General features: G+C 42.6%; 13 protein-coding genes. 6 read left to right on the top strand and 7 right to left on the bottom strand.

Translation table 11 applies throughout. The annotated features are described in order from the left end of the window. Window positions 1–3: 3 nt before the first annotated feature. Window positions 4–3,327, bottom strand: a complete 3,324-nt coding sequence (locus AC06G9_RS06080; protein WP_480957704.1) for a DUF6443 domain-containing protein — start codon at window positions 3,325–3,327, stop codon at window positions 4–6. Continuing rightward, window positions 3,314–7,084 carry an RHS repeat domain-containing protein gene (locus AC06G9_RS06085; protein WP_480957705.1) on the bottom strand — a complete coding sequence of 1,257 codons (3,771 nt, stop codon included), beginning with the start codon at window positions 7,082–7,084 and terminating at the stop codon, window positions 3,314–3,316. Before AC06G9_RS06085 ends, AC06G9_RS06080 begins: the two co-directional genes overlap by 14 nt. Before the next feature lie 727 nt (window positions 7,085–7,811). Between AC06G9_RS06085 and AC06G9_RS06090 the strand changes: the two genes are divergently transcribed. After that, the gene (locus tag AC06G9_RS06090; protein ID WP_346568926.1) at window positions 7,812–8,693 is read left to right on the top strand and encodes a GLPGLI family protein; all 882 of its coding nucleotides are present in this window, start codon (window positions 7,812–7,814) and stop codon (window positions 8,691–8,693) included. A gap of 1 nt (window position 8,694) precedes the next feature. Then, window positions 8,695–11,367 (top strand): TonB-dependent receptor, encoded by a 2,673-nt coding sequence (locus tag AC06G9_RS06095; RefSeq protein ID WP_480957706.1) that lies wholly within the window; start codon window positions 8,695–8,697, stop codon window positions 11,365–11,367. Between the two features lie 16 nt (window positions 11,368–11,383). On the opposite strand, the gene AC06G9_RS06100 is transcribed toward AC06G9_RS06095, so the two are convergent. From AC06G9_RS06100 to AC06G9_RS06120, 5 genes are all read right to left on the bottom strand, one after another. Continuing rightward, complete coding sequence (locus tag AC06G9_RS06100) at window positions 11,384–11,902, bottom strand: STM3941 family protein (protein WP_480957707.1); 519 nt, start codon at window positions 11,900–11,902, stop codon at window positions 11,384–11,386. A 35-nt stretch (window positions 11,903–11,937) separates the two neighbouring features. Beyond that, a complete protein-coding gene (locus AC06G9_RS06105; RefSeq protein WP_480957708.1) occupies window positions 11,938–12,645 on the bottom strand; it encodes a LytR/AlgR family response regulator transcription factor in 708 nt (235 codons plus the stop codon). Then, the gene (locus AC06G9_RS06110) at window positions 12,638–13,816 is read right to left on the bottom strand and encodes a sensor histidine kinase (protein ID WP_480957709.1); all 1,179 of its coding nucleotides are present in this window, start codon (window positions 13,814–13,816) and stop codon (window positions 12,638–12,640) included. The genes AC06G9_RS06105 and AC06G9_RS06110 overlap by 8 nt, the downstream gene beginning before the upstream one ends. 141 nt (window positions 13,817–13,957) lie before the next feature. Next, the gene (locus AC06G9_RS06115) at window positions 13,958–14,695 is read right to left on the bottom strand and encodes a CPBP family glutamic-type intramembrane protease (protein WP_480957710.1); all 738 of its coding nucleotides are present in this window, start codon (window positions 14,693–14,695) and stop codon (window positions 13,958–13,960) included. A gap of 310 nt (window positions 14,696–15,005) precedes the next feature. Then, window positions 15,006–16,247: a GTP-binding protein gene (locus tag AC06G9_RS06120; protein ID WP_480957711.1), complete on the bottom strand. Its 1,242-nt coding sequence runs from the start codon at window positions 16,245–16,247 to the stop codon at window positions 15,006–15,008. Window positions 16,248–16,879: 632 nt separating this feature from the next. Between AC06G9_RS06120 and AC06G9_RS06125 the strand changes: the two genes are divergently transcribed. The 4 genes from AC06G9_RS06125 (at window position 16,880) to AC06G9_RS06140 (ending at window position 24,241) form a co-directional block, all read left to right on the top strand. Next, window positions 16,880–17,509, top strand: coding sequence for an RNA polymerase sigma factor (locus tag AC06G9_RS06125; RefSeq protein WP_480957712.1), 630 nt, complete (start codon window positions 16,880–16,882; stop codon window positions 17,507–17,509). A gap of 50 nt (window positions 17,510–17,559) precedes the next feature. Then, on the top strand, window positions 17,560–18,756 hold the full coding sequence (locus tag AC06G9_RS06130) for a FecR family protein (RefSeq protein ID WP_480957713.1): 1,197 nt from the start codon (window positions 17,560–17,562) through the stop codon (window positions 18,754–18,756). A gap of 206 nt (window positions 18,757–18,962) precedes the next feature. Beyond that, entirely contained in the window at window positions 18,963–22,442 is a 3,480-nt protein-coding gene (locus AC06G9_RS06135) for a TonB-dependent receptor (RefSeq protein ID WP_480957714.1), read from the top strand. Between the two features lie 2 nt (window positions 22,443–22,444). Beyond that, window positions 22,445–24,241: a DUF4397 domain-containing protein gene (locus tag AC06G9_RS06140; RefSeq protein WP_480957715.1), complete on the top strand. Its 1,797-nt coding sequence runs from the start codon at window positions 22,445–22,447 to the stop codon at window positions 24,239–24,241. The last annotated feature ends 22 nt before the right edge of the window (window positions 24,242–24,263 follow it).

Raw genomic sequence — 24,263 nt, forward strand, 5'->3', positions numbered from 1 at the left:
ATGTTATTTTATTGTTCCTGGCGAGCCATGAATTGACCCGTTTGAGTTTCGGTAAACATTAATTATATTTGTTGGTGAGCCGTTTCCGAGTCTACCAATATTTGTATTTACCACGGGGACTTTTGCTTTATTTCCAACCCAAAGCCCTGCTTCATCAGCATATTGGGCAGCTTTTAACACAGCTTCCTCAGCATTTAGAGTCGGATAAAATACACTTTTCCCTTGTCCTAGATTAAACACATGCTTTTTCATAGCTTCTTTAGAGACAGTATAAACTCCATTAGTTAATTCGCCATGTCTAGTAAGTGCAAACGTATTTGTTATTCCTTTAGCCGCTTTACTCCCAAACCATCTAGTAAATAAATTTACTGAAGCACTAGCCATTTTAGAGCTGAACCCCATTGTAATGCCTTCTGCCAATGCAGTGCTAAAATCACCTGCTGCACCGAGATAGTCGCCTTGTTCTAATCGCTGTCCACTGCTCCATGCTTTACCGGCAACAGGAGTACCGTCCAATAGATCTTTACCAAATTGCCCCCAACTATAGCCACCTCCATTTTTCTTCTGTGGAGGATCCTGCTTTTTCTTTTTATTGGGATCCTGCTCCTGATCCTGCTGATAGCTTAAGCTTCCCAGCAGATTGGTGATATCCTTAAGATCCCGTGTAACCATTCCGAAACCGGAATCCTCCCAGGCCATCCCGTCAGGATCAATAAAGCGGATCGGATTATTTGCCGTATAATTATATGGAGAGTGATCGAAATACTTTTCCGCCATCGGATCGGTGACATTCCATCGTCCGATCTCCGCATCGTAAAAACGCGCTCCATAATCGTACTGATCTCCAAGCTCGCCCTGGATCTCTTTTCCGTTATAAAGATACTTATTAATCCCGCCCGTTACAACTTTTCGCTTGCCAAAAGGGTAGTAGTCATCGCGTTGCACCACATCGACCGTGGTCGGTGTCGCTCCACGTTTTAAGGTCGCCCGTATATTTCCCAGATGGTCCGTGAGGTTGTGATGATACACATAAGTAGCACCGCTTTTCAGGGCGTAGCCCTCGGGAAAGTGGATGATGTCGATATTGGCGCCATTATACTCAATGCCGCCCACATACTCCCTTACGGTGGTCACCGAACTGACCACCGCGGTTTTGCGCAGTTTGTTTCCCAGTGCATCATACAGATAGCTTAAGCTTGTACCGCTTTTATTAGCCGTAGCCGGAAGATTCAGCTGATTATAGGTCAGGATCATACCCGTACGGTCGGTCAGCGCATTGCCGTTGGCATCATAGGTGTAACTGCCGCTCAGTCCGCCCGATAAACTTGTAATACGATTTCCCAGATAACTATAATTGATCGCTGAGCCATCCCGTGTGAGCTTGGTGATATTGCCCATGTCATCGTAGAGCATCGCTTCGCTCATGCCCGTTGCCGTTCCGCTGGAAAGCCTGTCCAGCCTGTCGTACTGATAGCTGAACGTACTTGACGGAGTCGAAGTCGTTCCCCAGAGCTGCTGGCTGATATTGCCGTTCCACTGCGGGTTGGTCCCGTCCTGATAGTTGAGCTGCTGGCTGAAATTACTGGCAGTGCTCGTTTTCAGCCAGCCCCGTTCATTGTAGCGCAGGGTTGCATTGCTGACATAGTCGGGTTCTGTTGCTTTCTTACCCAGTGATCTGCTGATAAGCTGGCCGAGCTCGTTGTAGGTATAGGCCGCCACGGTCACCGTATCCTGACTGCCGATCTTATGCTTGATGGCGGTCAGCCTGCCGCGGTGGTCGTACTCGTTTTTGGTGAGTATGGTGGTCACTGCTCCCGATGGGGAAGCCTTATGTGCACGGCTGCTGCTGAGCAGTTCGCCGATAAAACTGTAGGTATTGGTCACATAATCCGTGCCGCCCAGATGGTTCTGCGCGGCAGTCTGGACCACCCGCCCTTTGTGGTCGTAGTACAGCACCGTGACCAGCGGCGAACTGCCGTCGGTTCTGCACACTTTGCTGCCTGTCTGCATGGCATAGGAAAGTCCGCTGGGCGTGATGCCCGAAGCGGGCAGGGTGGAGGCTCCCGTAAAAGCATAATCATCGTAATAGTTGGCCAGCAGCTCGGTGATGGTAATACCGGTACCTGCTGCGGGAAAAGTATTATAGGGATAGCTTGCGGCACCGGTACGGTTTTCCCAGAGCGCTCCGGCATAGCTTTCTACCAGGGTGCGCATCGTGGCCACTGCCGTGGTGACCGTATTGGTGTACAGACCTGATGAAACCACTTGACCATGGGCATCATAACGGGTATAGCTCCACTGGTTCTGTGCCCGCTGTACGGCATCCTGGGTCAGCACGAGCCTGTCGAGTACATTGTAGACCAGGTATTCCCATCCTTTTCCCGGAATCTTGCGGTCGGTCATCCGCCTGCGGACATCGTATTTGTAACCGAAGATATAACGGTCGAATACCGTATCGGCATCCGTAAAAGTGGTGACCGTCACCGCCGGCGGGATTACATAGCAGAGGTCGCCATAATCGTTGTACACATAATAGGTGCTGAGCGACTTGCTCTCCGTTTCCCAGATCCGTCTGAGCACGATACGGTCGTCGGTATCCTTAAATTCCTCCACGGTACCCGATTTTCCACTGGTCCAGTTCTCGTCTTTGATGATGGTCTTGTAGAGCCTTCCGGGCGCATAATAAGCGGTGCTGCTGGCTCCGTTTCCGGAAAGATCAGTCCGCCAGAGCCTGACCTCGCTCGCTATGTTGGTACTGTTGACAGTCTTCACGGTATGTCCCGATGTCGGCACTGTGGCGCTGTAGGGCTGCCATCCCGCACCAGGAGCACCCTGCTGCAGCACGCGGTCCAGGGGGCTGGATTCAAACACAGTTCTTGAAAAAGAGGGCGTCAGTCCACTGACCGCGGGGATCTGCACCACGCCTGTGGGCGGAGCCCCATAGTAGGAAGCCTGTGCCGCCACGGCGCCGGTTTTGTAGGCTCCGCCGACCCCTATCGCCGTGGCATAGGGTAGGAAAGTCAGGTCCTGCCGTCCCAGGCTGTCGTATGTGACTGGCACGACCAGATCACGGTCGGCTGCCGGTACGGCACGCACGCTGACCTGCTGCAGGGGACGCCCGAGCCCGTCAAAATAGCTGATGTCCTCCATGGCCTGCTGTACGGTAGGATTTGCGGGAGGGACCGTGAAAGGCTGGCGGTATGTCGTTTTCTTGACGTAATTGCGTCCCGCGCTCTGCGCCAGTACTGCTAGAGGCATACTCAATAGCAGCAAGATCATATATCGAACTATTGCCTTCATAAACGGTCGGTATTTAAAGGTTTTCATATTGATATCTATAATTGTCCAAGACTTTTCCGTCCATGTCCTTGATGGCGATAAGCCGCTGGAAGCTGTCATATTCATAATAGACCGTGCGTCCCGTAGGATCAGTCTGGCTGCTCATGCCCACCAGTGGGATGTGGGTATACGTGGTCAGCTGTGCGCCCAGCGGATACAGCCGGAGCTCATCGATTCGGTCGGTACCGGTCAGGGTAACAGCGGTCACTCCGGTTATGATACGCTGGTATTGCCTCCAGCTCCCATTGGTGCGGATGATGGTTGCGGCACCGCCGCTGATATTTCCGGCCGAGGCACTGTTTGCCCAATAGGTCAGCATATAGCTGGTGCCGGCATTGAGCCCTGTCCTGACTACATTTCCGCCGGTCAGGACGTATGCCCTGCTGCCCGTTGGGCTGGTGGCATCGGCCACCGTGGCACCACTATAGGTCCAGCTTCCCTTATTTTCTGCCTCAAAGCTGGTAAAAGCGATATCGCTCAGCGCGGCAGACTGTACCGAAGCGGTCATGAGCTGGCCGCTGTAATCCCATAGGAAACTGTTTGTAGGTCCGTTCTGCAGTGCATACTGGCCGAGATTGCCTTTGCTGTCGTAACTGCTGAACTGTCCGCGCAATTTATAGCGGCTATCCATACTGCTGCTGTTATAGGTCGCCGTCAGTGGACTATATGCCGTGCCGAGTGTAGACGGCGACGCCTCCAGCTGATAGACCTGATCGGGCAGGGGAAGGGTCTGCTGAAAAGAGACGATCTCTCCGCTCAGGCCTGAGAGCCCCGGCTGGCCGGCACGGCGGGATTCGGTATAACGCTCGATAACCGGGGCAAGCACGTTGCTTTCCTGCAGTTTTCGGATCCCTTTAGAAAAGGAATCGGTGGGTCCTATGCCCACATTGAAATCCTGCGGATAGCGCCTATATTCCAATTGGCTATCTCCCAAACTGTTGGAGCGGGTTATTTTGGTCGGATAATAATGGCGGGCGGTGGCATATTCATATTTTACCGTCTCAAAGGTATTGCCTTCGGGGTTGTACTGAACGGTGGAGTCCCGGACCAGCAGGGCTTTGCTGGGGCATACGACCGAAAAGGTATGCGCTCCAGGTATGTAGCTCTGTGTCAGTACATTTAATTGAACACTGGTCATCACAAAGGAGATCGATTTACGGTTACAGTTTATATCAAATAAGTAGTCCATAAACTGTCGCTTGACGGGCTGGCCAGCGGCATTGAAATATTCGATCTTTTTGGGCAGTCCCCTGGACCAGGAATTGTCGGTCAGTATCCGTGATCGCGTTGACATAAAGGGGGCGAGATAATCTTCGACAAACTCATCGGCAGAGGCCCAGCCCGGTCCGCCCGTGGTATGGTAGTAAACGGTGCTGGCACCATCTTCCCGGGTTTCGGTGACCTGTCCATATCCGATATTGCTACCCATGGAGTTGCCCAGCGGAATAAGCGGTTGGGAGAAGATATTAAAATACATACAGCTAAACTGAATGGTTGTATTGGTGGGCACATGCAAATGGGGATCTCCAAAAAAACCGGACTGTCCCGAATTGGATATGGGCGCTTCCAGCACTCCACTGGAACGGGAACTGATATGGTAATTATAGCTTTTGGAATAAGCGCTCAGTGCAGATGGTCCCGGATCAAATTGGATATTTTTGATGCGCAGTCCGCCTGCATAAAAGAGACTGTCCGATGCCTTATAGTCAAATTGGATACCAATATTCTGCTGGGCATGTACGCCCTGTCCAGAGACTTCGCTATAGATCTGGTATCTTCCCTTAGCCATGAACATGCTCTCTGCTATGGTAACAGTACCCAGTGCTTTTCTGGCCATGTACTGACCGATATTCAATGGATTTCCGATCAGCAGGTCAGGTCTTACCTGAAAGGATTTTATATTGTCAAAAGTCCCTGTGACATCGTTGTATTTGGCTATCCAGATTTTGGCAGTCGGCTGCTGAACAAGAATGATGCTCTGATAATCCGAATAGGTTACGCTCGGATCCATACCGAGCGACCCGCTGAGCTGTACGTTCTGGTCTTGATGGATGACAAAGTTACGGGTGCCGTTCCAATTGGTTGAACCCGATGCGATCGGTGCCTGTGCCCGACATTGTTTCATGTACTGTTTCTCAAATTTAAACTGGGTCACCCCGTCATATTCGACATTGCCCCCAGCAGAGGCCACCCCAAAAGTATTGCCTTCGTAGGTAAACATACTGCGACCTCCAGTTGGATAGGTGATCGCAGACAGTGTGCCGAGCTGTCCGTATTTGACATCCGGATTGCGGAAGGTGCTATTACGATAGGGATAATAGTTGATGTAATTATTAGAAGGAAGGTCTAAAACTTTATAGTTCGTGTTATACTCCACATTGAAATTGAAAACATCGTCATTGTAGTCGCCTCCTACCATCAAATTTTCGTCCTCCCCGTTATAATATCCCCAGACATCCTGCCCTTTGGTTTGTATGGAGGGTATGCCCATGCCGTGCACACTTTCAAAATATTCCATTTTGTACAGTTCAGACCCTACCCTTACACTGTCCAGTTTGAGTTTACGGTATTTGATTCGCGACGCCGCAGCATTGAAATACCCGGTATGGAGGCGGATGCGTTTCAGCACCTGTGTTACGCTGAGTACCTGGATACTGTCCAGCTTGTATTTATACAGATCCGTTCTGTTCAGGGCTCCGTAAAACTTGATCTTTTTGTCTCCCCAGGTGATCTCATCCGGAAAAAGTGAATTATTGCTATAGGGAGGAGTGGGGCGGCCCCCGACATCGTATAGCTCGCACTGCTCCGTTACGCCCGGGGGAAGTGGCCGGGTCGTACCATCGAAATACCGGAATTTGCGGATGGTATTGCCATAAGCTCTAGTGAATGTCTGTTGTCCGTCTCCGGTCTGGTCGTACAGATCATTTTTAAGGTAATTTTTGTAGGTGAACACAATTTCCTCTCCGCTCAGGGGATTGCGGATCTTGGTGACATACCAACTGGTTACATACAGTGCATGGGAGCTCACCGCGGTTTCATCGTAGTCCTGCTCTACGGCATTAAAATAATATTCGATCCCCTGTGCATCTGTGATCTTATAATTGGGACGTAGGTATTCGATCTTGAGATCATTTCCGTTGAGCTGCAACGGCTTGTTGTAGTTATCAAAAGTAAACTGCCCCGTATGGCCGCTAAAATTAAAGGAGAAAATATCGTATTCGGTATCCCTGCGCATGGCATTATAAGAGTCGGCCATGCCCTCATAATAAACTCCAGTTTTGCTGGCGGCTAGCCAAAAACGTTCGTAGCTGGTGAATTCATTTGTAAATCCGATGGTATAGGCATTGGCCATACGGGCGCGGGTCTGGCTGTCCTGATAATCCGCGCTGGAAGTCCAGGACGCCGTATGGTCATCGGGATATCCCCTGACAATGCGATTGATGACGCCTCCGGCATTGAGTGCCCAGCACGCCCCAACAGAGCCGGGAAGTTCCTTGACCTTCATGCCCGAGGCATGGTAGCTCAGGGAGATCGGTACCTGTATACCCTTGGCCTCGAGGTTATATAAAGGGATCGAGATATCCGGCAGCCCGGTATAATGCCCGACAGGCATCTCGACATATCGCCCCAGCGCGGTCGCATCCGGAGAGTGGGGGTTGGCAACCTGTGTGAGCGATCCGACTTGACCTGATACAAATCTGGAGCCTAACAGCAGGATCGCAACCAAATAAAATTTGATGTGCATACATTCCATAGCCGTACAATTGTGCTTGAAGCAGTTAATAATTGGTTTATCCGAGTGCGATTTCGGTAAATAAAGGTTTTAGCGCCTTTATTGTCTACTTATTCTGAAGGTAATGGATAATGGTCGGTTAAATAATGGCGTACTGGCAATATTCAGATAAATATACAACTAATTTAAGGACAGTATTTTATAAAACGAAATATTTTTTTATTTTTTTAAAGTTATTTTATCGTGTTTTTAATATGGTTAAAAGCAAATCAGGCATATTTTTTTAATTACATGAAATTAAAATGCTACTTATGATTCTAAGATAGAGGTTCCTGAAAGTGTCATTATCCCTAGTTTATTTTGTAATTATATTGCTTGAAGTACCCATATTCCTTTATTATTCATTCAAGTAGGGATATTTTATTGATACGGAAAGCATGATTTTTATCATAAAAAAGTCCTTTCGATAGGGTTAATTGCTAATTACTTATTTCTGTAATGAAATGCTGTTAAATCACTTAAAATGCTTTTCAAATTAAATAAAAAAAAATCTTCCGCACAGCACAAAAAAAACAGTACTTAGAATTCACTAAAAATGGTCTATTTTACGTGAAAATAATCATATCGTAATTTTATTGATCAAATAATCAGTTGCTTGCATTTTTATTGAATGATTTTTTATGAGGAGTATTTGTTAGTTACGAATATTTCGTAAGTTTACAAAAAAATCGTAAACATTATGAAAAAGATCTTACTAACCGTATTGATTTCAGTCAGTTTTATGGCTGTTAAAGCGCAAGAAAAGGCAATTGCCAAAGTGCATTACATATTCAAGCATGTCAATGACACGACACAAAGAGATAAGCATACCCGTGATGAAGTCGTTACTTATTTAGGTCAGCAAACAAGTTATTATACCAGTTATTCAACGACCAGAATGCAGGAGCAAACCACAAAAATGCTTTCAGCTCCAGATTTTGACGGTAATTTAGTGATCTCCAGATCCACCAGTGGCATCAAAGAATCTTATCTGCTCGAACCTGCTAAATCCCAGATGGTAGAAGTGAAGCGTGTTGCTTCAGATGAGTTTTTATTGGAGACTACCTATCCTAAACAAGATTGGAATATAGCCGATGAAACAAAAGTAATAGGTGGATATACCTGTCAAAAAGCCACCACCACTTTTGCAGGTCGACATTATACCGCATGGTTTACAACCGATATTCCGTTTTCTTTTGGACCGTGGAAATTACACGGTTTGCCAGGACTTATTCTAGCCGCAAAGGATGATAAGAATGAGGTGGAGTTTGAATATTCAGGTTTTGATAAATTGGCGGCTGATGTCCAAGTGACCATTGGAACTCCCGCAAAGGCTATTTTGTCGACAAAAGATGAAGTCGAAAAATTAGAAAAGGCATTTAAGGCAAATCCCAGTGCCTATATGCAATCGAAGTCCAACGTGAGAATTGCAGGTCCAGGTGTATTTGTGAGCAGCGGAGGTAGTGCCACTTCATCTTCCTCAGCTATCGACGCATCAAAAATTAAATCCATGTCCATTAAAAATGACGATAATTATAAACCTTCTTCGGTCACGAATAATCCTTTAGAATTAAAACCGTAGTATGTTACAACGCGCTGTTTTTATTGTTTACCTGCTGCTTTGTAGTGCACAGCTTTTTGGACAGGAACATGTGATCGAAGGATTTTTAGTAGATAAAAACACGAAGAAAGCCTTAAATCATATCCATGTCCTGCTCAAATCTAGTGACCATAAATTGTTAACCTTCAAAGAAACAAAGGCGGATGGTGCTTTCTCTTTGGCTACAGTTAAAGATGTGGATGGAGCGTATCTGGAGATCAATCATCTTGGCTACCACAAAAAAATAATCCCATGGACAGAAGTTGGCTTAAAAAAAACAATTGAACTGGAACAAAAAGTAGTGCTATTGGAAGATGTAGAAGTCAAAAGTCGACCGCAGATCAGACAGATTGGTGATACGCTTGCCTATAACGTGGCTTCTTTTGCAAAAGAGGAGGACCGTAGCATTGGTGAGGTATTAAAACGGATGCCGGGTATTGAGGTCGGGGACAATGGAAGTATCAAATATCAGGGAAAAGCGATTTCGAAGTTCTATATTGATGGGGATGATTTATTGGATGACCGCTATGCGATCGGAACCAAAACGATCCCGCATAAGATGGTCAAGGACATCGAGGTGCTGACCAATCATGAACACATGAAAGTGCTCAAAAATAGACGCTATACCGATGAAGTGGCGATCAATCTCGTGATCAAGGACGATGCGAAACTGAAGTTGACGGGTCAGGCAAAATTAGGTGCAGGACTACCCAAGCAATATGACGGCGAACTCAATACGATCCTGTTTAATAAAAAATATAAAGTATTGAATGTCTTGCAGGGCAATAATATTGGAAATGATCTGACGGGAGATTTTACAGGATTTAACCAAGCTACTGTGCTCTCGCGAATGGGGTATTCGGCCGTTAATAATCTACTGGCTCTAGGTACTGTCGGTGGTCCACCTGTAGCCAAATCAAATTATTTTATGAATAATTCGGTGGCTTTAAATGCCAACAATCTATTGAATATCAAAAATGGCTTCCAATTGAAATCCAATATTCAGCTCTTACAGGATAAAAATAACACCAATTTTAAAGGAGAGACGAGTTATTTTTCAGAAGATGGCGATTATATTTTTGATGAAAATCAGTATACCCAAACAACGGAATGGCTAGCGGCACTGCGCTTGAGTTTAAATAAAAATATAGAGAAACGCTATATCAATAATGCTTTTTCATTTGAGTATGAAAAGGAAGATTGCGAGGCGAATATCGGGAGCAATGGGGAGACTATTTTGGGCAGTCTCCATCATCAAATAAAAGGCTTTTCAAATCAATTGGAATGGGTACCTGCACTTAAAAATGGTGATATAGTACAAGTAAACTGGTATCTCAATTATGCGACTAAACCGCAAACTTTATCATTCTCCCCAGGGCTCTTTCCTGATGTGTTCTCAGGAGGGGTTCCTTATGAACAAACTTGGCAGCATGTGGTAGTTCCAACAGTTTTTACGAAAGCAAGTGTCGGATATAGACTTCCTAAAGGGAAATTAAAACAATACTACAATCTCGGTGCGATGGTCGAAGATCAAAAATTGAGATCCAATATCGCGATCCATAAAGCGGGCAATATCGCGGATGTCGCGCTAGATTCTACTCAAAATAAGCTGCACTGGAATCGCTCCTCCGTTTCTGCAAATGCAGAATATGAATGGAGCAATAGGAGATGGGGCACTCGACTGGTATTGCCGGTTTCATGGCAATATACCTGTTATGCGGATCCTTATTTTAACCTCGATAAAAATCAATATGATATTTTATTCAATCCTACATTTTCCGCTAGGCTTCGTGTGAGTCAGGAAGATGAACTTAGTTTTTCTTATCAACGAAGCCATTCATTTGGAAATATAGAAAATGTGTATCAGGGGCTATTGATTAGAAACTATCGCACCTTCTCAAGCAATAACGGTGTCATCACCGAAAATAAAAACAATGAGTTTGGCTTAAATTATAAGGTAGGAAGAACGATAAAATTGTTATTTATGAATGTAGGATTGAATTATAAACAATCCATCTCCAACACCATACTATCCAATGTGGTGAATGATCAATCGACACAGACACAATTGATCGAACAGGAAAATATCGTCAATTCTTATCAGGCGTCTGTCGGATTTGACAAATATATCTTTGCCTTATCCAGTACCATGAAGCTGGCAGCATCGTGGTCCCTATCCGATTATAACCAGTTTTTCAATAACGAGATCCTTCCATTTCAAAATATAGGCTATACCTTGAGACCTAATTTGGAATTAAAAATCTGGAAGCAGTTGAATCTTTCGTACACGGGGCAGTTGTCGTGGATGAGCAGTAAACAGAAAGGAAAGGTTAGGGGATTGGATCGAAATACATTCCAGGCTTCCCATCAACTTGGGTTACCGATGACCTTATTTTCCGGTTTTCATGTACGGTTCAGTGCTCGGAATGTCTATGCGCATCAACCTGGATTCAACGATTTTAATTACTTGTTTTTCGATACCTTCATCCGCTATCGTCACAAAAAATCAAAAACGGACTTTGAACTCAACTTGACGAATCTGGCGAATGTTAAAAAATTTGAAACCTATTCGGTATCTGCGAACATGCAAATGCATAACAGCTATGAGCTAAGAGGGCGAATGGCCGTTTTAAAAGCGGTGTTTAATTTTAAATAAGCACTCATAACAGCACTCACCGATTCGCTTCACCATATGCTTTTAATCGAGTTTGAAGTAACAGCAAAAGTTGTGGTTCAGAAATCGCTAAAACATCAACATCGATCCAAAGTAAATCAGGTTTTGATCTGAAAAAACGACCTATCGCATTTAAAGCAGTTAAGTAAGCCGTACGTTTAACTTGGTCATATTTTTTCTCATCCTTAACGTGGATAAAGATTTGATTCTGCGCGCGATAAAAGCCAGTTTCAAAAGTTTGAATATCATTCCAAGGAATAAAAATGGGGGTATCTGCTGTGTTATTTACTAGTCCTCGTTCTTCTATGCTTAATCCTGGTCGTCCTTTTTTATGTTCGATCCAGAACCTAATTTTATGAAAATATAAGATATGAAGCGTGACGAATATTAAAAATAGTAGTATGGGAGCATAGCTGTTTGACGAGTTAAAAATAAAGAAAAGTAAAAGCGCAATAAAGGCTATACATAGGAAAATACCTGTACTAATTTTACTGTTCTTAAATTGTATATCTACCATAAGGATCTCAAGTAAATATAATAAAATTATCTCTTTTATTTGATGACCAACAACTTGAAAAACTCTTCCTTTTTATTTAAAGCAATAGCTATTGATTTACCATTTGTCAACTCGATCATATTTCCGCTGACGGTTTTGACAGCTTCGATGTTAAGGATAAACGAACGCTGCACACGAAAAAAGAGCTGCTTATCTAGGATTTCGTCCATAGATTTGAGCGTAGCTTGCGTGGTATAGCTATTTTCGGGAATGACGATCTTCAGGTAATCGCCTTGCGCTTCTATATAAAGGATTTCATTCAATACAATTTTGACTAACCTTCCTTCCGATTTGATAAATATACGGTCAGGCTTTGTCTCTGGGCGTGTAGTAGCCTTACTTGTCAGGACTCTTTCTTTAGCTCTGTTGACAGCCTTTAAAAACCGATCGAATCGAACAGGTTTTACCAGATAGTCGGTTGCCCCAGCATCAAAACTATCCAATGCGAAATCGCGATGGGCAGTAACAAAAATAATAATAGGGGGATTGACCAAGGCATGTACCAGCTCCATCCCATTTATTTTTGGCATTTGGATATCACTAAACATAATATCAACCTGATGGTTTTGTAAATAGAGCAGCGCTTCTACGGAATCACCAAAGGATGCCACGAGGGTCAGAAAAGGAATTTCTTTTATAAACGTTTCGATCACCTCTCTGCCGAGCGGTTCATCATCTGCAACGATGCACGTGAACTTATCCATGAGTTGTTAAATTTATTTTTAAGCTGACAACAAATTTATGTTGGAGATTTTCAATCCTGAGTTCATGTTTATCGGGATATAACAACTGCAAGCGCTTTTGAACATTTGCAATCCCAATACCTCCAAACTCCTTTGTGGCAACATGGTCATCTACATCATTTTCAAGATGAAAGTAAAATTGATTGTCCTCAATTTTTATACTCAAATTTATAAACTGTTCTTTGTTATGGCTAAGACCATATTTAAAGGCATTTTCTATAAAAGTAAAAGTGAGCAATGGAGCAATATATAATCCCATCAAATTGTTTTCATCAGGAAGGTGTAATACAATCTTTTTATCAGCCGGATAGCGCATTTTTTCAAGTTCGCTATAGTTCTTTATAAATTCCAGTTCTTTTTGTAAGGATACCTTTTCTGTATTGGATTCATAGAGGGTGTAACTCATAATATCCGAAAGATTGACGATCACATCTGGCGTCGCGGGATCTTTTTTTATCGCAAGCCCATATAGATTGTTTAAGGTATTGAATAGAAAATGTGGATTGAGCTGGGATTTCAAAAAGTTTTTTTCAATATGGATATTTTCTATTTCTAAGCTTGCTTTTTCCTGCTGAATTTTTAAAGTTTTACTATAAAGTTTAGAGATTTCAAATAGAATTTTCACAAAAAAGAAGGGCGATAGAATCGAAATCACGATGAAGGCCTGCGAGATCATGCGTTTGAAAGAAACAGCCTGTAAAAAGGTTTGATCGGCACTCATCTTAATCGCACCTTTAAGTTCACCATTTTCGATTTCAAACCCCAAAGCATGATAGAGCTGGGAAAAGAAATAGGTGATCGCAATCCAGATAAACAACAGGAAAGGCAAACTAATGATCAATAGTACAATGATCTTATTCCTGCCTCCAGATAAAATCTTGGGTAGCAAGACATAAAAGAAGAGATAGAATACGAGCATATTAACAGTCGTCATCCTGATGGTGAGGATCACAGCATTAAATAGAGAGAGTTTGTAAGCCAGTATGTAGCTTAGCAGCAATAAGACTGAAAAAGTAAACCACATGCAGACATGCAGCAGCATTCGATTTGTTTTGGTATATAAACGCTCAAAATCAAATTCTGCTATCTTACTCGTTAAATAGCTGGAGAAAACCTGTGTATCCTGCGACATGAAATGTGTTTAAAAAGATCAACCAAATATAGTTTTTTGAACGCTTTATAGGGATAGTTTTTGTATAAAAAGACAAGCGACCATACTGTTGGTGATCGCTTATTGGAAAGATTATCCTTGCTATTGTTAGCCGCTGTTTCCTTATAAAATTCTAATGATAGCATTACATAGATTGACGGTATTGTGTCCAAGGATGGGGTAAATTAGGTTACCTGAAAATTTTCGCAATAGGCCCAGACTGAGCGAAGATATCAGCGTGAGGTAGATGATCGTGATGATATCAAATTTGAGTTGATGATCTTCCGTGAGCACAACACCATGTGCAACACTGAATAAAAACGTCACGATAACAAATCCCCAACCCAATGAGATCCCTTTGATATTCCATTTGGGAGTAAAAGCTTGATCAAGAAGCCAAAAGCAAATGCCTCTAAAAACTAGTTCTTCGGTTAAGCCGGGCATTGTAGCCTGGAAAGCGAATGTCTCAAGATCAAAATGACCTCCTTTAGGGAATAGGATCAATTTGAAAATCAAATCAAAAAATAAGAATCCAAGGAATAGAAAAATGCCGAATCGGACCTGTTTCTTTGTATTACTTTTCGAGGTGAATCCGATCTGCTCACGATGAGTTTTGCTTACCGAAAAAATGATGGTCAGCGATAACAATAAACTTAAGATTTTACCGACCCAAGAAAATTTTAATCCAATGGAATCAAGGCTAGCATATTGTCTGCTAAAATGCTGGATATAACAATCAGCTAAAAAATAGACGATGAAAAGGATTAAAAATTTTGAATTTACTTTTTTCGTTTTGGCAAATGCAATAGCCATTAACGGTAGCATGATAGAGATCCAAATAAGCGGTGTGTATAGTGACATATCTTTTAATTTTTCTTTAAAAGTAGAGCAACACCACATCCTTTAAAAATTCTACCGATGAAAAGGTATGATCAACCGATAGAAGCTATTTTTTGATCGATTAAGCAGGTCCGTTATTAAGCGTTTGATCGCCTTGGAGATTGAAAAAATAGTGCAGTAAAAATTTAAAAGATCTGACAGATCATTAAGAGATGAGGAAATCAATTACAGGGCTGATGTACACATCTATAATGATGTCCCCTGATAAAAAAATAACATGGTGCTTATTTATGCAACCATGTTATTACATTTTTAATCAAGATGATCCACCTTATATATTTGTTGGAAAAGGATCTTCAAACCTGATGTTTTTATCAAACAGATAAAACTCATCTTCTTGGAGTAAGCATTTTTCCAGGTCCATCCTCACCTTGTTTTCATTGATGTCTTGTCCAATAAAGACAAGTTCATTTATTCTATCCCCCCATTGTTTACTCCAGCGACCTTCGATATAGTCTTTATTGGCGACGTAACTTTCAAATTGTATGCGTTCGAAGTAGGACATACTGATCCACCACACACCAGCAGTCTCTAGGCGCGAAGAGCCGCCAGCCTGAGAAAAATTTAAAGCTTCATCACGACGGGAGGCTAGCCAGAAAAGACCCTTGGCACGTATAATACCTGCGGGATACTGATGGTTTAAGTAATGCCAAAACCGTTCAGGATGAAAAGGTCTTTGATTTCTGAATACAAACGAACTGATGCCATATTCTTCTGTTTCGGGAGTATGCTGTTCCGACTCCAATTCCTTTTGCCATCCTGCCGAAGTCTGGGCTTCATCAAAATCAAAAAGTTTGGTGTTTAACACTTCTTTTGGACTTACTTTTCCAAAAACAGAACTGATTATTTTTGCCCCAGGATTTAATTTGTGTATCGCAGCCTTTAAAACACCAACGGTCCCAGCATCCACCAGATCTGTTTTATTCAAGATGATGACATTCGCAAACTCGATCTGGTCGGTCAGCAGGTTGACGATCGTTCGGTCGTCACCTTCCATATCTGTTAGATTGCGATCCTGTAGCATTTCATTTGTACCAAAATCTTTGAAAAAGTTAAAGCAATCCACCACCGTCACCATGGTGTCGATATAGCTGAAGCGAGACAAGTCTATACCTTGATCTTCGTCAACATAGGAAAAAGTCTGCGCTACCGGAATAGGCTCACTGATGCCTGTGCTCTCAATCAATAAATAATCAAATCGACCTTCATTCGCGAGTTTTTCCACCTCAACCATGAGATCTTCGCGCAGGGTACAGCAAATGCAACCGTTGCTCATTTCAACCAATTTTTCTTCTGTACGTGATAGCGTGTGCTGATGTTCAACCAAGCGCGCGTCCACATTGACCTCGCTCATATCGTTGACGATCACTGCTACCTTCAACCCCTCCTTATTATGTAAAATATGATTGAGAAGGGTTGTTTTTCCAGCACCAAGAAAACCGCTTAATACGGTAACGGGGAGTTTCTTTTGCGTGATCCCATCAGGAGTGGATACGGATGTTTTTGTCTGCATGTATTTCATTCTTTAGTATTTTAATGTAAGTGGTAGGGGTACTTGCGTGAGATAAAGTCCGCTCGTGTAAAACCTAGCTGATTTGATCCTCAATCGAACCTTCAACTATTTTTGTAAACCAGCCAATGATGTTTTGATGGTGTTGAGGGCCATATAAGCGGATGAATGTTTTCGTTTCCGACTTATTGAAGTCCTGGTAAACAGCAAGTCTCGTTCTGGCAAATTCTGCTGTTAGCGGGATCTTGCAATCATGTACCAAACAGGTTTTCCATTGTTCAAATGTTTCAGGTATCATATATAATCTGTTTTCTTAAGTGTAATACAAAAGCAAAGATATAAAACTAATATAGTAAATGCAATATAGTTGCATTTGTAAAATTAAAGAAATTGAGAAAACAGATCAGGTACACATACAGACATGATGGACAAGATAATATACCTTTTAAATGATCCGGATAAAGGCATCGGATATATTAGATAGACAATAGGGGGCAGGTACATCGTGTGCCGAGCTGCTGCTCGGCTTTATATGGAGGATCAATATGACATGATTTGGTTATTTATAATTAATGCTCTGTTAATATGCGTTCTATTTCTTTGTAAAGAAAAGTTAACCGTATGATCTTGAATTTATGTCTCTTATAACACGTCACGAACTGAAAGAACACTGGAATACATTTGTTGCAGCAGCATGTGAAGAAGCGTTTTATCAGATTTACGAATACTACCATCATTATCTCAGTTATGTAGGTACCAAACGTGGTTTTGCTATCGATATCATTCAAGATGCTATCAATGATGTGTTTCTTCATTTATGGGAAAACAGAGCTAAAAGTAGCAGCATACACCATCTCCATAATTACATCATTACCATCTTTTTGCGGAAACTATTTCGCGATGATGCCAAGAAGTATGAAATGATTCCGACCATCGCCACTTTATTGGAGAACTGCGAAGTTCCTTCTGTTGAAGATGGATTTATACAGCGCTATACGGAAGACGAGGTGGGACGCTTTGTAAAAGAAAAAGTTGATGAGCTAGGCGAGAAACAACGTTTGCTGATTTATCAAAAATTTTATCTTGGATTATCCTACCAAGAAATTGCTGCTGCAAATGGTATTTCCATCAATACCGTCTACAATACCATCTATAAGTCTGTGGATAAATTAAGAAATCTGTTGACTGCAGAACAAGAAACCTTCCTTAAAATAGCCATTGGGGCCCTTTCAACATTTTTTTTATTTTTTTTAGAAAATCAGTAGTGAAAATAGCATACTCCATGCTCTATTGATCAAATGAAGAGAAATAAAACATGGAAGAACTGAATCTGAAAGCATTGTTAGCAGATGACAGCTTCATCAACTATTGTAAAGGATACCCAGCTCAGGATGTTGCCAAATGGGAAAACTGGCTGCAAGACCATGCGCAGTACCGTAAAGAAGTAGAAGAACAGAAGCGGATAGTCCAAACGTTGGCCTATCATACTGCCGTAACTACTGTTGAAGATCATTATCTCCGCCTCAAGGAGCAGATCGCAAAAAAAAATAAGAAAACGGATACCCGCTTTCGAATTTCTCCATGGCTAAAGATCGCGGCTTCACTACTGCTCATCGGTTCCCTATCGTACTTGATTTTACGTCAATCTTTCCTATCTGAACCTGATCACCATAAGCAAAGTGTAGTAATCCCTGGAGAAGATAAAGCCTTATTGACTTTGGCAGATGGTTCGACCATCTCATTAGATGAAGTTGCAGTCGGAACATTGGCCTTAGAAGGCGGTGTGCGCGTAGAGAAAACAAAAAGTGGTCAGCTTATTTACAGTGTTTCCGAATCCGAATCCAGTAACAGGAATGCTTCCAATACCATTACCACTCCTAAAGGAGGGCAGTATCGACTTACCTTACCCGATGGCTCTAAGGCTTGTTTGAATGCTTCATCAACCTTACACTATCCCCTGCATTTTGAACATCACGAGCGCCGGGTAAAAATGACCGGTGAGGTATATTTTGAAATTGCCAAAATGGAAAAGCGTCAACATGGTCGGGTCGAGCGTATCCCTTTTTATGTGGAAACAGCGCATCAGGAGATCCAAGTATTAGGTACGCATTTTAATGTGAATTCCTATCCCGATGAACCCGGAATAGTTACCACACTGCTGGAAGGAAGTGTGCGGGTAACTTCATCTTTAAACGGCGAATCGATTCTGTTGCGTCCTGGACAGCAATCATTCTTAGATAAACACCTGGTCGTAAGTACAGCAGATGTCGAGCAGCAGGTAGCGTGGACTGCGGGAGATTTTGTGTTTAAAAGTGAGCCATTAGCCAGTATCCTGCGTAAAGTATCGCGCTGGTACGATGTGGATTTCGTATGTCCACCACATTTAGGAAAACTCAAATTTGATGGCATTGTTTCGCGTTCTCAGCCATTGAATGCTATTATGGATATGGTTGAAATAACGGGAAAAGCAAAATTGAAATTGACAGAAAGGAGGATTATTGTGACCGATTAATACCTCTATAATACCCGATCGGCTTAAAAAAAGGCCAAAGGTGCTCGTAACACCTCTGGCTAGTGCGTTAAGCTGATCAATAACGTTGTGCGAACAAAATCATCAATTAATATTAACGACAACAAATATATAAAATATTCATTTGCATTGGGTAAACACCCGTCATGAATCTGCTATATAGTCTTGTGAAAGGACAATAAATACATATGAATTTTTATCAATGCATGCGTGTTATGAAAATCACCATGATGTTAATGACTTGCTTGTTGGTTCAGGTCAGTGCGTCTACTTTTGGGCAGCGTATTACACTGAATAAACAAAATAGCAACATACCATCCATATTACAGGAATTCAGAAAACAAAGTCAGTACGACTTTTTTTATGATACTGAATTATTTAAAAATACCAAACCGATCCATATTAATCTGAAGGATGCTTCCATTGAACAGGCATTAATGGCTTGTTTTTCTGATCTGCCTTTTCGATATGTGATTAAAAATAAATTAGTAGTGGTGACCGAAGCTCCAGAAAATGCTGGAAGCAAATCCAAACCCGAACAGCAGCAATTTACGATCACCGGACGCGTCCAAGATGTGAATAATAAAGCGGCTCTTGCAGGGGTTACCATTCGGGTCAAGGGTCTTCAATTAGGAGCTACCACCGATGCCGCGGGCAATTTTACAATTATTGTTCCCAAAAGCACACAGGTGTTTGTATTCACCTTATTGGGATACCAATCCCGAGAAGTATCGATTAACGCCGCCGAACGTAATATCCTAATTCAACTGCGTTCTGCTTCAACAGCATTAGATGAGGTGGAAGTCAGGGTACAGGCGCGACGTAAAGCAAATACCGAAGTTGCCGTTTTGGAAGAGCGTAAACGAGCATCTATTGTTCAGGATGCCATTTCGGCTGAATTGATACAGCGTACGGGAAGTATTACCACGACTCAAGCTTTACAACGGGTCACCGGAGTAACCGTTACTGACGATAAATATGTTGCGGTACGCGGTCTTGGTGACCGATCGGTGATTGGACAGCTAAACGGAGTACGTCTAGCATCATCGGATCCTGACCGTAGTTCTATCCCTTTAGATTTGGTACCTGCTTCCTTATTGGATAACATCACCATTTATAAAACGGTGACACCTGATAAACCTGCAGATGCGGCTTCGGGGATTGTAGAACTGAAAACAAAGTCTGTCCCCGATCGGATGACTTTTGAAGTCATAGCACAGACCGGATTAAATTCCAATATTGGGATGGGAGGGAAGTACAATAGTTTCTGGAATAGTGAGATGGGATTTTTGGGCACAAAGATCAATAATAAAAATCTGTCGACTGATTTCTTACATCTAGCAAAAGAATACCCCGCAGGCTTATCATCGATCCACAATATGATCGCCAACAGTAATTATAGCAACGATGCTTATCAGGAGGTGGGACGGATTAACGGCATTATGCAGGGCTTTGATCCTGTGATGACCAGTACCTATAAAAAAGCGCCATTGAACCAGTTGTATTCGGCCACCTTTGGAAACAGTTATGACCTGTTTAATAAGAGACATAAGCTAGGAGTCATTTTAGGTGGTAATTATTATAGAAGAACAACCGACATCAGTGGCGGTGACTTGACACAATATAGTATTTATCAGGGAGTCGTAACTGGTAATCCAGATGTATACAGTGTCCGCAATATTCCAAATTATATTACACCCAATAGTCTGTATATGGGCAAATATCAGACTTATAAGGAAAATACCGGAACCGAAACATTGAATTATGGAACGCTGGTGGGACTGACCTACCGATTTAATCCACAGCATGAAATCAGTATGCAGTACCTCGGGAGCTGGGGCGGTGAAACAAAATCTACTCACCTAAATGGTCGATACGAATACACGGGTTTGCCGGGAGAGGTGAGAAGTACAACCTATTCGCTTAAACAGACGTTCAGAAACTTGAATACCTTCAATTTACAAGGAGAACACAAATTTTTAAAAGGTGATCTTTCTCCTCGTCTAAGTTACAATGTGGCCAGTTCAAAATCCAAACAGAATGATCCTGATTTTCGTTTCGCGAGTCTAGCAGACTATATCCCGCGTGGTGGAGGTTATTATAGCAGACCAGTTGTGGGCGCAAATAATGGTGAAACACAAGAGGTGTATACTCAACATTTGTATGCCTTGACTTCAGGTTATGTCAATGGATTTGGTACCTATGGTATTATGCAGGCGGAGCCGAATGGCCGGAGATGGCGAAATCTGACAGAACAGAATTACAATTACAAAGCTGATATCAGCATTCCTTTCCGCTTATTAGGTCAGAAGCAAGAGTTCAAAACAGGGGTAAACTATTTGTTTCGGGATCGGGATTTTACAGAAAACCAGTTGTTCTTACCAGGATCGAATTTTACCAGAAATAAAGCATTACCGCTCTATGACGTTGAAGGTAATCTGAATCGTCTGGTCAGTAATGAAATCATTGGAGTGAAAATACCAGCAGCAGGTCAGGGTGAAGGAATGATGCCTATCGGCGGATTTTTATATAATAGTCAGAAATCACCGAACAATTATACCGGTTATTTTGAAACCAATGCCCTATACGGTATGCTTGATCTAAAATTGACCGACCGTTTCCGTATGGCAGGGGGTGTTCGATTTGAAATGACCAATATTGGCTCTACAGTCGATACAGCTGGTGTATTTTTGGATCCTTCATTGACAACAGGTGCCAATGGAGAAGCGCCTATTCCGCTTAATCCGATTGATCCAAACTCGGTCTATAAAACAGGTTATAAGCCTTTTTACTCGTTGAATGCAACGTTTACCTTAAATGATAACATGAATTTCAGGGGCGCTGTCAATACGACCTTAGCAAGGCCGGAGCTTCGGGAAATAACCAATGTATTTGAATTTGACGCTTTTCAAATGGGATTGGTCGTTGGAAATCCAAATCTAAAAAATCAATATACACAAAATGCAGATTTTAGATGGGAATGGTTTCCGGCAAAAGGCGAGGTTATAGCCGTTTCGGCTTTTGGTAAGCGTATCGAAAACCAATTGGTCAAAGTGTTTAATCTAGAAACTCAGGGATTGGCAGCTACTTACCCAGAATTTCCGACCATACAATTCCAGAATGATGTCAATGTCGGTAAAGTATGGGGAGTAGAGTTTGAAGTGGTTAAAAACTTGGGAACTTTGATCGATCCTTTACGCAATTTCTTCGTAGGCTCCAACCTCATGCTTGCTCAAAGTGAGATCCAAAAATCAGCGGCGCGCTATGAAGCCAATCGCTCATTGGATCGACATTCACCAAAAAATAGCCCCCTGTTTGAACAAGCTCCCTATTCGATCAACGCTTGGTTAAATTATGATAATGATCAATCAGGAACAGATCTAACGATGACCTTTAATATGGTCGGCGAACGCTTGGTCCAGATCAATCTAACGGGTGAACCAGATCTATATACACAGCCAGTTCCTTATCTGGACTTTGTATTTAGTCAACGGATCAATAAAAGAATTCAATTTAAGGGCTTTGCCAAAAATATCATGAATCCAGCGATTAAAACGGTGTATGCTAATCCGAAAACGGGAGGAAAATGGTACGGCAACGAGTACATCAACCGTAGTTATAAACGCGGTGCGGAAATCATGGTAGGCTTTACATATAATTTATTGTAGTCATGCGATATCAAAAATTAGACTTTAAACAGTACAAACGCGATCATACGCAACAAGCTTATTGGTGTCGCCTAGTGGATAACCACCTCATGTATGTGGCCATTTTATTTTTCACATTCGTGTTTACGGCCTGTCAGAAAGAAAAAATGGATATGGGTGTTGACAATCGGGCGGTAACGGAAAACCGTGAACGATCCAATGTGCGGATTATAAATATGGCTGGATTTAATCAGGTTATTTCAGGTAAAGATAGTTTAACCAATTTTATCGTGCGTCGTCCAGACGCTCCAGATACGGATCGCTATCCGGGTACATCCTATTTTCCTGTAGACGGACGATTGGGTAAAAGCTGGGTAATTCCACAGGATCTCTTTAACCAACAGGATCAAGTAAAGCTGACGTTGGGGATACGTCATTATCAGGGGGCTTTAGATCGGGACATTACTTTTCAGGCTGCCAACGATTACCGTAAACCGATGGATTATTTCTTGATGCCTACGTTATTTATGGATGGACAACCGGATATAGTAGCAGTGCCACGTGCGGTTTCCGCTCCTTCAAAACCGGATCATTTTAAAATCCGAGTCGTCAATCTGGGTGGTCCTATCAAACATCAGACCATGGGCCTTTTGGGTATGCAGGAAGATATTACGGGAGCCGTATCTCTAGCGTATGCCGATGGTACATTGGTCAGTACACAAACCAATAATATACAGACAAATGCAGTAGCTTCTGATTATATTGAACTGCCTTATGGTACCTATCAGTTTAGGTTATTGCTCCAAGACGGAAGGCAGATTCCAGCTTTGGGAGCAGATACTTACGCATACACGGTCCTTCATCCGTCGACATCCACGATCGCTATCGATCATTCGAGCAATAGCAATTTGCATTACGCTCCCGTCACGACCTATCAACCCGGTGGCGTGTATACCTTGTTGGTTGCTCCCGGAGAATTTAATTACTACGTCGATGAAATCGGAAATACCTCTTCCTATTATCAGAATGCTTTTCAGGTATTGACCGATGTAGCAGCTCCTGCCAACCGGACCTATTCCCGTATTCAAGCAGCTAATGCGCGAGCAGGTCAACCGGTCAATTTTCGGGTTGATGGTAAACCACTAGCCAATGCTTTGACTTTTGGTCAGGCCAGTAATTATCTCAATATGATTCAGGGAACACATATGATAGAAGCCTTGGATGCATCAGGCAAAGTATTGGCTTCTTTGGAGCAGGCGATGCAACCGGCACAAAATTATACCATTTGGCTTTATCCCCAACAAGATGGTAAACCTCAACTGCTATTAGTGGCCAATGACTTAAGTGGTTCGGTCTATACAGGAGCTCAGGATGATGCCAGTTTTGCCCGTTTACAATATCAGTTTTATTTCCCAAAACGCTTTTTAAACTTATCCATTGGAAATCCATATGTGACGTTTACCGTGGGCAATGGACAGTCTCTTGCCACGTCTTTCGATAATCGGGACGCGGTAGAAAATCTACAACCTGGAATTCCGAAGATGGAAAGACCATATATCGGATATCGAACGCTCTATAATCCTTTTGAATTTATGGTCTATCGTTCTACACCTGATGTCATTCCAGGTATTTGGGCAAGCGATATCAGCGTGTTGACACACGAAGCTTTTATCGCCAATAAAAAACTTTACGAGAAATCAGGACGCCACGAACCCATACAGGAAGCAGGCGTATATACGGTTGCTCTTATTGGCAAGAGTTCAAAAGATGCTACTGCGACCGATAAAGCAAGAATGATTTTAGTTAAACATACCCGATAATGGAAGGCATAAGTATTCTTGT

It is taken from the genome of Sphingobacterium sp. MAE, from assembly GCF_056711605.1.